This is a genomic window from Oceanobacillus sp. HCA-5259 (genome assembly GCF_037892815.1).
GTDB lineage: Bacteria > Bacillota > Bacilli > Bacillales > Amphibacillaceae > Oceanobacillus > Oceanobacillus indicireducens.
The window spans coordinates 19,072-31,745 of the sequence record NZ_JBBKBV010000040.1 but is presented as its reverse complement, the minus strand read 5'-3'; the positions used below and the strand labels follow the sequence as shown (position 1 = coordinate 31,745).

The 12,674-nt window shown below is 39.6% G+C and carries 16 protein-coding genes and 1 pseudogene; 11 read left to right on the top strand and 6 right to left on the bottom strand.

Features of this window, described 5'->3' with window-relative positions; translation table 11 throughout:
* Positions 1-653: 653 nt before the first annotated feature.
* The 4 genes and pseudogenes from WKU33_RS16405 to WKU33_RS16390 form a co-directional block, all read right to left on the bottom strand.
* Positions 654-1,664: a phosphotransferase family protein gene (locus WKU33_RS16405; protein ID WP_235763174.1), complete on the bottom strand. Its 1,011-nt coding sequence runs from the start codon at positions 1,662-1,664 to the stop codon at positions 654-656.
* Between the two features lie 65 nt (positions 1,665-1,729).
* Positions 1,730-1,927: pseudogene (locus WKU33_RS16400) on the bottom strand (HAD hydrolase-like protein); the annotation flags it as partial.
* A gap of 23 nt (positions 1,928-1,950) precedes the next feature.
* On the bottom strand, positions 1,951-2,166 hold the full coding sequence (locus WKU33_RS16395) for a hypothetical protein (RefSeq protein ID WP_340455612.1): 216 nt from the start codon (positions 2,164-2,166) through the stop codon (positions 1,951-1,953).
* Between the two features lie 316 nt (positions 2,167-2,482).
* Positions 2,483-2,611 carry a hypothetical protein gene (locus tag WKU33_RS16390; protein ID WP_340455610.1) on the bottom strand — a complete coding sequence of 43 codons (129 nt, stop codon included), beginning with the start codon at positions 2,609-2,611 and terminating at the stop codon, positions 2,483-2,485.
* A gap of 253 nt (positions 2,612-2,864) precedes the next feature.
* Here WKU33_RS16390 and dnaX point away from each other — a divergent pair, with 253 nt between their 5' ends.
* The 4 genes from dnaX to WKU33_RS16370 all read left to right on the top strand — a co-directional run bounded on the left by dnaX (position 2,865) and on the right by WKU33_RS16370 (position 5,938).
* Positions 2,865-4,559, top strand: a complete 1,695-nt coding sequence (gene dnaX, locus WKU33_RS16385; protein WP_340455608.1) for a DNA polymerase III subunit gamma/tau — start codon at positions 2,865-2,867, stop codon at positions 4,557-4,559.
* Positions 4,560-4,606: 47 nt separating this feature from the next.
* A complete protein-coding gene (locus WKU33_RS16380; RefSeq protein WP_156855302.1) occupies positions 4,607-4,921 on the top strand; it encodes a YbaB/EbfC family nucleoid-associated protein in 315 nt (104 codons plus the stop codon).
* A gap of 180 nt (positions 4,922-5,101) precedes the next feature.
* The gene (gene recR, locus WKU33_RS16375) at positions 5,102-5,698 is read left to right on the top strand and encodes a recombination mediator RecR (protein WP_156855301.1); all 597 of its coding nucleotides are present in this window, start codon (positions 5,102-5,104) and stop codon (positions 5,696-5,698) included.
* 15 nt (positions 5,699-5,713) lie between these two features.
* Positions 5,714-5,938 carry a YaaL family protein gene (locus WKU33_RS16370; RefSeq protein WP_156855300.1) on the top strand — a complete coding sequence of 75 codons (225 nt, stop codon included), beginning with the start codon at positions 5,714-5,716 and terminating at the stop codon, positions 5,936-5,938.
* A 355-nt stretch (positions 5,939-6,293) separates the two neighbouring features.
* On the opposite strand, the gene WKU33_RS16365 is transcribed toward WKU33_RS16370, so the two are convergent.
* On the bottom strand, positions 6,294-6,863 hold the full coding sequence (locus WKU33_RS16365; RefSeq protein ID WP_340455605.1) for a Uma2 family endonuclease: 570 nt from the start codon (positions 6,861-6,863) through the stop codon (positions 6,294-6,296).
* 208 nt (positions 6,864-7,071) lie between these two features.
* Between WKU33_RS16365 and WKU33_RS16360 the strand changes: the two genes are divergently transcribed.
* From WKU33_RS16360 to WKU33_RS16350, 3 genes are all read left to right on the top strand, one after another.
* Positions 7,072-7,197: a nucleotidyltransferase domain-containing protein gene (locus tag WKU33_RS16360; RefSeq protein ID WP_340455603.1), complete on the top strand. Its 126-nt coding sequence runs from the start codon at positions 7,072-7,074 to the stop codon at positions 7,195-7,197.
* 171 nt (positions 7,198-7,368) lie between these two features.
* The gene (locus tag WKU33_RS16355; protein ID WP_340455602.1) at positions 7,369-7,746 is read left to right on the top strand and encodes a DUF6597 domain-containing transcriptional factor; all 378 of its coding nucleotides are present in this window, start codon (positions 7,369-7,371) and stop codon (positions 7,744-7,746) included.
* Positions 7,743-7,967: a VOC family protein gene (locus tag WKU33_RS16350; protein ID WP_340455600.1), complete on the top strand. Its 225-nt coding sequence runs from the start codon at positions 7,743-7,745 to the stop codon at positions 7,965-7,967. Before WKU33_RS16355 ends, WKU33_RS16350 begins: the two co-directional genes overlap by 4 nt.
* 617 nt (positions 7,968-8,584) lie before the next feature.
* Here the strand turns inward: WKU33_RS16350 and WKU33_RS16345 are convergent.
* Positions 8,585-9,136, bottom strand: coding sequence for a DUF7010 family protein (locus tag WKU33_RS16345; RefSeq protein WP_336252098.1), 552 nt, complete (start codon positions 9,134-9,136; stop codon positions 8,585-8,587).
* Between the two features lie 175 nt (positions 9,137-9,311).
* Between WKU33_RS16345 and WKU33_RS16340 the strand changes: the two genes are divergently transcribed.
* From WKU33_RS16340 to WKU33_RS16325, 4 genes are all read left to right on the top strand, one after another.
* The gene (locus WKU33_RS16340; RefSeq protein ID WP_156855297.1) at positions 9,312-9,575 is read left to right on the top strand and encodes a pro-sigmaK processing inhibitor BofA family protein; all 264 of its coding nucleotides are present in this window, start codon (positions 9,312-9,314) and stop codon (positions 9,573-9,575) included.
* Between the two features lie 169 nt (positions 9,576-9,744).
* Positions 9,745-9,933, top strand: coding sequence for a sigma factor G inhibitor Gin (locus WKU33_RS16335; protein WP_156855296.1), 189 nt, complete (start codon positions 9,745-9,747; stop codon positions 9,931-9,933).
* 165 nt (positions 9,934-10,098) lie between these two features.
* Positions 10,099-10,998, top strand: a complete 900-nt coding sequence (locus WKU33_RS16330; protein WP_340455597.1) for a TraB/GumN family protein — start codon at positions 10,099-10,101, stop codon at positions 10,996-10,998.
* Positions 10,999-11,248: 250 nt separating this feature from the next.
* Entirely contained in the window at positions 11,249-12,661 is a 1,413-nt protein-coding gene (locus tag WKU33_RS16325; RefSeq protein ID WP_340455595.1) for an aminotransferase class I/II-fold pyridoxal phosphate-dependent enzyme, read from the top strand.
* Positions 12,662-12,674 lie beyond the last annotated feature (13 nt).

Below are 12,674 nucleotides of genomic sequence, written 5' to 3'. Positions count from 1 at the left end.
TATAAAAGGAAATAAAATTTAATTGAATAAGACGAGCAGTTGGAGAAGGTACTTGCAGCAATTGAGAAGACTAGAAAAGGAGATAACATTTGAATTTTACCGAATAGATTATGTATATAAAGCTATAAAGAGTAGAAGAGGCACAACAAATATTTTAATTCACTTGTTGTGCTATTTTATTACTTATTGATATAAAACGCTTGCCTAATATCTATGTTTCTTGACTTTTAGATAGCGTTATGTACTCCCTAAAGTTAATCCTCTGATTTTGCTTTCAGTATATCTTTTAAAGTCGAATGGATATTTTGCAAACTTATCAAAATAAACCCGAGCATAACAAATGTGACGATTTCTCCAGTAAATATTGATAGTGCTGCTAATATCACAGCATATATAGCGTATAAAAAGTTATTCATGTGTAATCACCTTTCTATGCAACAATTTCATTTAATCGGTTATGCATTCCATTAAAAAGTCTTAAACCAATTTAAACATAAGAATATCATCCGCATATTCCATTTCATTTCATTTAATTTCTTTTATTTTCCTTCCTTCTTCGACAAATCCCATCTTCTAGTTTTCCTGTTCTGACAGTGATTTTTAGATTGTTATTCGTTACAGCCATAGACTGTTCTCCTTTTATCTATATCATCTTAATCTACAAGACTAGCTATTAATTCCGTATAAGTTGCTGCCCATTCAGAAAAGGCTAAAGAATCATCCCAAGTAGCCGTTTTCGTTGCCTTTCCATTGCCCCAATCCAAAACTCTCTGATGCAGCATATGAACTATTAAACGACTCTTTATGAAACCTTTATCTGTCCATCCTTCAAAATATTTGTTTAGCATGTGCCTGGCAATCTCCAATTCATCATGATTGAGGTAATAGGTCACCATTTTAATTAAATCCAAAACGGGGTCTGCAAAATAAGAATTCGTAAAATCAAAGACGCCACTAATGCCCCAGCCGTTTTTCTCTTTATTTACAAGGAAGTTTCCTGGCTTAAAATCTCCCATTACAAAAGTTGGTGAATCCAGTCGATGAAAGGATTCTCTAGATTCATTTAGCAATGTTCGAGCCCACTCCATATCTTCAGGAGTGATTGTTGAATACTTATTCGCATCTTCCAGCCAAAACATTATCCGCTCGAAAAGCCAGTCGGTATAGCTAGGCTTGAAAGGAATGCTTTCCATTGTATCTGTGTTAAGTTCACCGAAGTCAGCTACTTTCCATTTGTGTAAAGCAGACAACGTACTTACAATTGATTCAGCAATTTGTAATTTATTTTCATTCGTGAGTGTATTTTTCAGCAGTTCAGAATCGATATGCTCTCCCGTTAGGCATGGCATAAGGGCGTAACTCCAACCAAAAATCTCCTCCGATTCATCAATGATATAAGGGATTGGAACCGGCGTATCTGTCCTTTTCTCGATATTTTCAATAAAGAACTTTTCCTCTTTCAACTGCCCAGGATAAAGAGGATTTCCTTTCAAAATAAAATCCCCATTTGTAGAGGAAACGAGCATCGTTTGTCCCATTGCGCCTTGTTCTGTTTTTCTGGATGAAAGGAGAGTGCCTAAACTAAATTTATTAAGCATTGCTTGAAGCTGGGTAGGATGTATAGTACCAAGCTTTTGTGATGCAAAGATTATTTTAGCAGTCATGTTCATTCACCTATTATTTATTTCATTTAAATTTCTAAAGATGAAAGTTGTAATTGTGGATTCGTTACCAATTGTTGATAAACTTTATCCTTCCAGGTGTACCCCGTATTATCGAGTGCTTTGAATCGATTTATGTATTTATCTTTTGGAATGTGGCGCAACGACTTATTTAAACGCTCGTATTGTTTATCTATGAATTGACTTACTGATTCATCCCTGTTTAATAGTGTTCCATCCAAGTCAAAAATTACTGCTTTAATCACGTTTATCTCTTCCCCGCCATAAATTAATTAAATGTCCAGTTTCCTATTATCTGGATTAATATAATTACTATCGCAATAACCGGTCCAACAATTAGAATGCCAATCACAAACGACTTCAGCATGCCCCAAAGGATTGAAATGGGCTTACCATTCCTATCTAAATCATCAATCTTGCTATTTATTTCTTGGATTGATTTATTGATGGTTTTTAATTCTTCTAGTATCTGAATGAATTTCATAATTACCAAAGTCGGCTTTTCCATCACCATATGTAGTTGGGAACGAACCAACTCAACTACATATGGTGATGGTGAAGCATTAAATACGTATTATGAAATTCATTAATCTGTTGCTCTGTATTCTTTTCCATTATAAGCTAGCTCCTTAGAACTGAATTTACAAATTCTGTTTTGACCTTCTCCTTAGACTGAGTAAAAGAACCGGCAGCTATTTTCCGTCCTTAATCTTTTTTCTTTCTGTACTTTACTCCCATCACGGCTATGAAGATGATAATTAATACAGCTATAATAGAAGAATCCACCGAACCACCTCCGTTTATTGTTCCTTATTCTCCAATGCACGGACTCTATTTTCCAATTCCGCAATCCTTTCCCGTAACTCATCTGTCGTTTTTTTCATACGTTGAGTCCATCCTTCTATGATGCCAAGTACAGCGATAATCACGATAATACCCCCTACTGCAAACATGAGGATGATTTCTATTTCACAGGCTCCTTTCGCTTGTATCTAATCGATTTCATATTTTTGATAATTTCAGTCTACCCGAAATACCGGAACAACGAAATACCTTCTGAATGAAAAAGCGAGGAAATGAATAGACTCCTTTAAGTTTTTCAAGTTGTTATCCTTCATCAGTTCACATTCACCCCCTATATCGGGTATAATTAGAAATAGAATGTAGAGGAGAATCTGTATCATGAGCTATCAAGCTTTATATCGCGTTTGGCGGCCTCAGGTCTTTGAGGACGTCGTTGGACAAACACATATCACACGTACCCTGAAGAATGCTATCCGTGAGCAGAAGTTTTCCCATGCGTATTTATTCACCGGACCTCGTGGAACAGGAAAAACGAGTGCAGCGAAGATTTTTGCAAAAACCATCAACTGTGAACATAATTCGGATGGAGAGCCATGCAATGATTGTAATGCATGTCTAGGGATTCAGGATGGATCGATCTCTGATATTATCGAGATTGATGCAGCATCGAACACGAGTGTCGATGATATCCGGGAAATCCGTGATAAAGTAAAATATGCACCGAGTGCCGTTTCCTATAAGGTTTATATTATTGATGAGGTCCATATGATCTCTGTGAATGCATTTAATGCGCTCTTAAAAACCTTGGAAGAGCCGCCGCAGCATGTCGTGTTTATTTTGGCGACGACCGAACCACATAAAATTCCACTGACGATTATTTCCCGATGTCAACGTTTCGATTTTAAACCGATATCCAATGAAGCTATTGTCGACCGGATGAAAACAATTGTTCAAACGGATGAACAGGACGTGACCGAGGAAGCACTGGATGCGATTGCTCGGACGGCAGAAGGTGGAATGCGTGATGCGTTAAGTATTCTTGACCAAGCTATTTCCTATAGCAGTGAAGAGGTCACCTTAGAAGATGTGCTCGCTGTAACAGGTGGGGTTTCCCAAGGGATTTTAACGGAAATTACAAATGTAATGGTTGAAAAAGATGTGCAGCATGCAATCAAGCTGCTTGATACGATCATCCAGGAAGGGAAAGACCCTGGACGCTTTGTATATGACCTCATCTACTTCATGCGCGACCTGTTGCTTTACAAGAGTAATCCAGACTTGGAAGGTATGCTTGAACGGGCCAGGGTTGATGAGGCATTCCAGAAATTAGCTGAGCTGACACCGATTGACTGGATTCAAGAAGCAATCACCCGTCTGAACACATGCCAGCAGGAAATCAAATGGAGCAACAGTCCGAAAGTATATATTGAAATTGCGATTTTAACGATTACGAATGGCTCTGGGGCCGCAGGGAACCAAGCTGCAGTGGCAAGTGATGAAGTGCTTCGGTTGACGGAGAAGCTTGCACAGCTTGAGAAGCAACTTGCCCGCATGAAGGAGCAGCCGCCGGTCGCTGCAAGCGAGCCAGCACCACAGCGGGAGCAAAGACGTGCTCCGTCCCGTGGATCAAAGAGCAGCTTTAAAGTTCCAACTGAACAGATCTATGCTGTTTTAAGGGAAGCGGAGAAGCAGGAGTTACGCCAAGTACAAGGAAACTGGGCGAACTTTTTAGAAAGGCTTAAAGGCACGAATGCCCCGGCCCATGCAACGATTCAGGATAGTAAGCCGGTTGCAGCTTCACCGGACGCGCTCGTTGTTGCATTTAAATATGAGATTCACTGTAATCTTTTCCTCGATAATCGAGAATTGGTTGAATCTGTTCTCGCAAGTGTCGTAGGAAAACAGCTGCAAATTATTCCAATCCCTGAGGCAAATTGGCTGGAGGTCAGGCAAGCATTCCTCGATTCTCATGAAAAGGATAAGCCTGAGGAAAATGAAGCGAAACAAAGTGACCCGCTCGTTGAAGAAGCAAGGAAACTTGTCGGTGATGATTTATTAGAAATAGAAGAGTAAGACTCTTTTTTAAAAAATATAAGAAATGATAATGAGGAGGTATTTCCATGAGAGGAAATATGAATAATATGATGAAACAAATGCAGAAAATGCAAAAGAAAATGATGAAGGCGCAAGAAGAACTACATGAAATGACGTTTGAGGCTTCTGCCGGCGGTGGTATGGTAACTGTAACGGCAAACGGCAAAAAAGAAGTCACAGATGTAGAAATTAAAGAAGAAGTAGTCGATCCAGATGATGTTGAAATGCTGCAAGATTTAATCATCGCCGCAACGAATGATGTGTTGAAGCAAATCGATGATAAAACAGAAGCAACGATGGGACAGTTTACAAAAGGCTTAAATATGCCTGGAATGTTTTAATAAACGCGTTTCGACGGGTAACCTCACTCGTATGAATCGCTTTCGGCTTGAAGTACCTGTTTTTACACGTCCGGCCAAGCACCCAGCAGCTAGTAAACTTCAAACTCGTTGCTAAACGGGTGCTTGCGTCTTTGTATTAAGCAGGTGCTTTTTGCCCTTATCGTTTAGGAGGCATAATGAATGTATTACCCAGAACCGATATCAAAGCTGATGGATAGCTTTATGAAATTGCCAGGAATTGGCCCGAAAACTGCTGTTCGTCTGGCTTTTTATGTTTTGAATATGAAGGACGATGATGTCTTGGACTTCGCGAATGCATTAGTGAATGCGAAGCGCGAACTGACCCACTGCTCGATTTGTGGTCATATTACAGATAAGGAAATCTGTGCAGTCTGCTCGGATTCAAGTCGGGATGGGTCGATTATTTGTGTGGTGGAAGATCCGAAAGACGTCATCGCAATGGAGAAGATGAAGGAATACAATGGTAAATATCATGTTCTTCACGGTGCAATTTCGCCGATGGACGGAATTGGACCAGAAGATATCAATGTCCCTGATCTAATAAATCGCTTGAAAGATGAAGAGGTTGAAGAGCTGATTCTGGCGACCAATGCCAATATAGAAGGGGAAGCAACTGCAATGTATATTTCCCGATTAGTGAAGCCATCTGGCATTCGTACGACAAGAATCGCCCACGGACTTCCAGTAGGCGGAGACTTGGAATATGCGGATGAAGTGACACTATCAAGGGCATTAGAAGGAAGAAGAGATTTATAAGATTGGGTGAAGAACATGGCAAGAAAGCTGAAAAAGAAACATATAGATACGGAGTTACTTGATAGTATTTTTGCTTTAGAAAGGGAATGGAAGCAAATTCGCGAGCTGGGGATGAGAAGCATCGATCGGACCTTGGAAAGTATAGCCGCAGAACAAGTCGCACAGGCAAAATACTTATACTTGCTCCGCGAAGCAAGACGCCGCAATGTAAATGCATTATATGTACAAGATAAGAAATGAACAGACGCCTGGACGTCTGTTTTTTGTTCAAAGATAAGAAACTATAAAATAAAGATGCTGTGATAACCTCACAGGTGCAGCCAGATATCTTTTCATTTGGCGTCTTGGCTGCAGAAGCATACACGCAGTGGCCCCATGTCAAGTTTTTCGGAACTTATACCGAGGGTATGTGTAGGTACTTTAATCGTTAAGCACACGCCACGAAGGCAAAAATACTCTACGACGGTGAGCATCCTAATATCCGTGGGTTTTCATACTAAAGTTAATCGAACGCGAGTTTTTTACAGATGTTCCGTGGACTAACATTAAAACAAACAACAGCGAGATATTTGCTGTTGTTTGTTAACTTTTGTATTTAATCAAAAAACAAATTTTTAGTTTCGATTTTAAAGTTTTCAAATAGTCTAGAAGTCGCTATCTCGTTCTCGTTGACTAAATCAAATTGCACCTCTGCATTTTCATCAAGTGTATAAATCATTATGCGGTTTTCCATTGGATCAACAATCCAATATTCCTTAACTCCATATTCCATATAAAGATTTAGCTTTCTTACTAAGTCGTGAGATTTATTTGATGGACTTAATATTTCAATGATAAATTCTGGTGCTCCTACATATTCATTTTCAGTGAAGTTTTCAGGATTACATGTCACAAATAAGTCAGGAACAACTCTTTTATTTTTATTTTTATTATTCTCGTTTTGTTCAAACATTACATCCGTTGGTGCAGAAAACACTTCACAACCGCTATTTTTTAATGAATTATGAAGTTCTCCGTGAAGAAAAGACGATATCCTTTGATGTTTTATACTTAGAGATGGGGACATGTAAATAATTCCATCAATATATTCCAATATTTTATCCGTTTGTTGTTGTTTCTCTTCGAATTCTTCATAGGTGTTGAAATTTTTGTCTGTTAAACTCAAATCAATCACCATCCTTATTTAAATTATAGCCGAATTCTTATTAAATAAATTATATACACCTATTAACTTTGCCATCCAAAACAGGAATTTACAATGTGTTTTTAATCAAACTTTATTTCAAAGCTACAGGTGATTGGGGATGTTAAGTTATCTCAACAAGAAATCTTTGATGAATTGTTAAAAAACTTAAATACATGGAAAGAAATATATGATGTTAAGCGAATTGGTTTGTTTCGGTTCCTACAGCCACAAGGAGCAAAAAGATTCCAGCGACATTGATGTGATAGTATCAATGTCTCTTCGATTCCATTGCACCCTTCGCCTTGGATGGTAATAGTAATATTTATCACTCTGGTCAATGTATTTGCACATGATTTTCTTAAATATTTTTCACCGGTGATTCTAAAGGGTATCTTTGCTGAGAAGAGTTTAAAAAATCCATGCTTTGACGTAAACTGAAAATATGGTATATGTTATTTAGAAACAATTGAAGGTAGTGATTGTTATGACTCTTTTTCGTACATACCGTCCACATCCCCCCTTGTCGGCTTATATAAATATTTTTTGGCTATATAAAGGCTATCACCCACCTCACAAAATGGAGCGAGTACTTCCGGACGGGTCTATGGAATTGATTATCAATCTTAAAGAAGACTTGATTAATGTATACGATCAAAAGAATCATGAACAGTTCAAAAGTTTACGTGGAAGCTTGATCTCTGGTCCGCATTCAAATTTTGCTGTTATCGACACAGCATGTCAAGCGTCAACCATAGGGGTTCATTTTAAGCCCGGTGGTGCTTTCCCATTTCTTAACCTACCGGCTGATGAATTGCGTAATGAGCATGTATTGTGGACGAGTTTCCGAGACACTCAATTATGAAGAGCCCTGAGTCTCTTGGAGGAACTACAATACATCTTTTTCTTTATGTCGAGAACGTAGATGCTCTTTTTGCACAAGCTATTGATGCAGGTGCAAAGGAACTGATGCCTGTAGAAGATCATCCGGAAGGTGATCGACGTGGGGGTGTAACGGATCCATTTGGGCACATTTGGTGGATCGCAACACATATAAAGGATATACCGCTTGAGGAAATCGAGTAGCACTATGTTGTTGCGTGATCTCTGTTATAGTTTTACATCTTCCACAAAAGAGCGCGATTGTTTAGGAACAACAGTAGAAAATGGTCAAAGTTGGTCCTGCTTCATAACATACTTTTAGATACTCAATATTTCCTAGTTTATTTCCTAATTTACTTAAGGCCACTGGTGTGTTAGGAATCATACCGTAGTATCTAGGCTTTTCTTAGTGATTGCGACAGCGATTTCTTCCTTCGAGACGTCTAAACCAACGCATGTTGCGGTATTCTTCATTGTAATGGCTCCTTTCGTAATGTAGCTCTGATTTGTTTTACTTGCTATTCAGTATGCCAAAATCAACCTACAAAATTACGATCAGGGAGCCATTTTTGTTCATAAATAAGTATCTCATTCTGGTAAAAAGGAAGTTCAATTAAGTTCGCTCACGTATGAGGCAACATCGAACTACCTCCCATCCTGGGAGGCACAGTTTGTACGTTGCTGCGACTACTGGAAGTGCTAGTACAAATGCTCTTCGGTGGGACGAGTAATCGCAGTCCCAAGCGTTCGAAACGAATCGCGTACTTAGCCTGTAAGGGCGCTTGCGCCTTTGATCTGGAAAAGTCCTACCATTGGCAGGACTATTCGTTTGTTTTACCGCGGTATTCTTGATACAGCCAAATAACTAAGATAGAAAGTAGAATTACCGTCGTGAGCGGCACAATCCATAATCTTTCTACCGCTAGATTCCAGCCGATCAGCATAATCGCAATGGAGATGACTGGCGACATGACGTAATAGGCTTTTGACTGATAAAACCAACCATATGGAAAGAAGTGCGCCCCTGTAATAATCGCAAAAATAACAGCAATTTCCGTATTTGTGCCAATCGCCCAAAAAAGGATGGGAAAATAGACAAATTGGGCGACATTTAAAATCAAACCGAGGGTACTTAAAGGATTCCCTTCTAATTTCCAATCTGCTTTCAGAAGGTGATTAAAAGCAATTGAAAGCGGGAACATAACTCCCGTCGCAAATAACATACCAATTGTTTTATAATAAATATCGAGATTTGTTAAAAAGATGACTGTGATGATCATCCAAACAACTAACCCTGCTGCTAGAAAGCCAATTCCATTTTTTCCTCTAATGGATAGCTCATTTCTTATCTCAGCGAAATTCAGAATTTCCACCTCCCTCCATTATCTGACATTCTAAGAATACCACCATAAAAGAGTTATTGGAATACGCTCTATACCTTTCACTTCTATAATTATTTCCAGCGCATATATATAAGATGACCGGGACACGGGGTCAGAGCAACTGTCCCACTGGAGCACTAATTTTAATGTCGAAGGAGTGTAAGAAATGAGTTCAACTTTAATCATTATCATTATGATTTCCGTTATTGTCTTGCTCCTCACCATTGGAGCACCTGTCAAGCCAATGAAAATAATTGGACAAGGGTCTGTGAAACTAGTAATTGGCGTTTTATTATTATTCTTCGTCAACGTATTCGGGGCAAACTTCGGCATCCACGTCCCAATTAACCTATTCACCGCCCTCGTCTCCGGCCTACTTGGACTATTCGGTGTCGGATCCCTCGTAGCCCTCCATGTCTTCATTCTGTAAAACTGGGACATGGGGTCAGTGCATTTGTCCCGATTCCGCCCAATCATGTGCACATTCTATTTACCTTCTTGCCTCCATACGCCCATTTTTATTATGAAAATAGCATTTTTCACATTTTGTGAATAAGATACAACAGATTAGGAGATACTATGCTCATGGAGGTGGGGAGATGGAAGCTAAAGCGCTGAAACACTGCGGAATCTGTGAGGAAGATAAGGAGCATGGGATTCATTTATACACGATGTTTATTTGCAAGGAGTGCGAATATAATATAATCCACACAGAACCACGCGAAGAGAAGTACCGTTACTACGTGAAAAAACTAAAAAATGTAAACCAGCAACAGTTATTTTCCTAGAGTCTTTGTTTTCGCAAAGGCTTTTTATTTTGCATTTATATCTAAAGACAAAGACAGGAAACTTTTGCAAAGTCAGTTACCAGCATGGTATTCTGGATGAGAGTTTTCTTTTTAACTTTCTGAATAGTTATAATTGATTTGTCCATATGAAAAAGAGGTGATTAGTTGAAGAAAATTTTACTTACGATGATTGTCATGGTTACCGTGCTTTTCGGTTGTCAAAGTGATACGGCTGAGGAGCGGAATGATGGCGGTTTTCTCTGGAAAGTAGAAAATGAGGACACGACTGTTTATCTGCAAGGGACGATTCATGTAGGCAATGAAGATTTCTATCCATTAAATAAAAAAATTGAGGATGCTTATGAAGAATCTGATGTTGTTCTGCCTGAAATTGATTTGAATGAGGTCGATCCTAGCATTTCTCAAACGTTGATGATGGAGCTTGCCATGTACGAAGACGGCCAGACGATAGCTGATGATTTAACCGAGGATACATATGCAGCTTTAGAGGAAATCCTTCAAGAGAATGGCATAAGCATCGAAATGGTTCAGCAATTCAAGCCGTGGTTCATGGAAATGCTGCTGATGGAATTTGCGCTGGAGGAGACGGAATATAGTCCAGAATATGCGGTGGACCAATATTTCTTAGACCGAGCGGCCGAGGATGGAAAAGAAATCCGAGAACTGGAATCATTTGAAGAACAGCTCATGATGCTATCAGGATTCTCCGATGAATTACAACTCGAAATGCTGGAAAATGCTATTTTAAATTATGATGATATGGCGGAAGGATTAGATGAAATCACCGCACACTGGTTGAGTGGTGCAACGGAAGAATTGAGTGGAACAACTGATGTTGAGGAAAGTTTTGAAGGCTATGAAGAATACATGGAGGAAATGAATACGAATCGTAATATTGGCATGGCAGACACGATTCTTGAACTGCTTGAAGAAGATAGCGGTGAAACGTACTTTGTCTTTGTCGGTGCGATGCATATGGTGGAAGAACCAAGCATTGTTTCATTGATTGAAGATGATGGTTATAAGGTTGAACATATTTATTAAGCGGAGCCCCTTTTAGATATTTTTTTAAAAGGGGTCTTTTCGTTGTTGTGCGGGATTTTCTTCTACTATGAACAATATCTCATTTTCCAACAGCTCCGTTTGAATAAATGTACTGTAAATTTGCAAATGCCGAAGTTAACAACTCAAATGCTGAGGTTCACAAATGGGAGGGGTCCTGGGACGACTGAGCACCCTCCCGCCCAGCCAAGCTCTATGTTAAACTATACCTAACAGGAGGAGGTACCCATCAATGAAGCAAAAAAACATTCCAATTCTACATATGCTGGAAGAATTCACCGAAACCAACCCACTTTCCTTCCATGTGCCTGGCCATAAAAATGGTGCAATATTTCCGGAACAAGCGCAGACATATTATGGGCACATTTTGAAGCTTGATGTGACTGAGCTTCCAGGCCTCGATGACTTGCACGCGCCTCAAGAAGCAATTGCTGAAGCAGAAGAGCTCGCAACTGAGTTTTTCCAAACTGATCATACCTTCTTCTTGATCAATGGGAGTACGGTAGGCAATCTTGCCATGATTCTCGCAACCTGTAAGCAAGGAGAGAAGGTCATTGTCCAGCGCAACTGTCATAAATCCATCATGAATGGCCTCGAACTCGCTGGTGCGCAGCCAATTTTTATCGCACCGGAATACGACTCAGAAGTTCATAGGTTCACAAGTCCAGCATACGAAACACTCGCGGACACACTTGCTGAACATCCAGATGCAAAAGCTGTTATTCTGATGTACCCAGACTACTTTGGACGGACGTATGATATAAAAGCAATGATTGAACTCGCTCATAAAAATAACACCCTTGTTCTTGTTGATGAAGCACATGGAGTCCATTTTAGTCTAGGAAATCCGTTTCCGTCTACCGCCTTAAAATTTGGTGCGGACGTTGTTGTACACTCTGCTCATAAAATGGCTCCAGCAATGACAATGGCTTCTTATTTACATATAAATTCAACACGTGTCACGAAAGAAAGCCTAGCTTACAGATTACAAATGCTTCAATCAAGCAGCCCATCTTATCCGCTTATGGCTTCTTTAGATATCGCGCGCTATTTTCTTGCCAATCAGACGGAAGAAACGATTCAGAAAGCACTTACTGACGCGGAAGAAATCAGAGCACTATTCGCAGCCGAAACATTCGACAAATGGGAAATTATCTCATCCAACGATCCATTAAAATTAACAATTCAGCTGAAAGATGGGTATACTGCAAAAGAGGCTGCCATGCTCTTTGAAGCGCAAGGAATATACCCGGAGCTCGTGACGGATCGGCAAATTCTTTTTATTTTCGGGCTCGCACCATTTACTGAATGGAATCGCTTGAAAAAAGTCATCCATTCTGTCAATGAAAAATTAAAAAACGAGCGAAATCATGCTACAATAGAGGTAGTAAACTTTTTTGCTAGCAAATGGCAAGAATTAGCTTTGTCCTATAGAGAGATGGAAGGATTGGAAACTAAACTCATCCCCTTAGAAGCAAGTATCGGGGAAGTTGCCGCTGAGCCAGTTATTCCTTACCCGCCGGGAATTCCTTTTATATTAAAAGGAGAAGTGGTGACCCACGAGCATATCCAAGCAATCAAACAGCTCACTGCCCGTGGTGTACGAATTCAACAGCGGAATGAAGGTATCCGTATTTTTAAGTAATAACCTGAAGGAG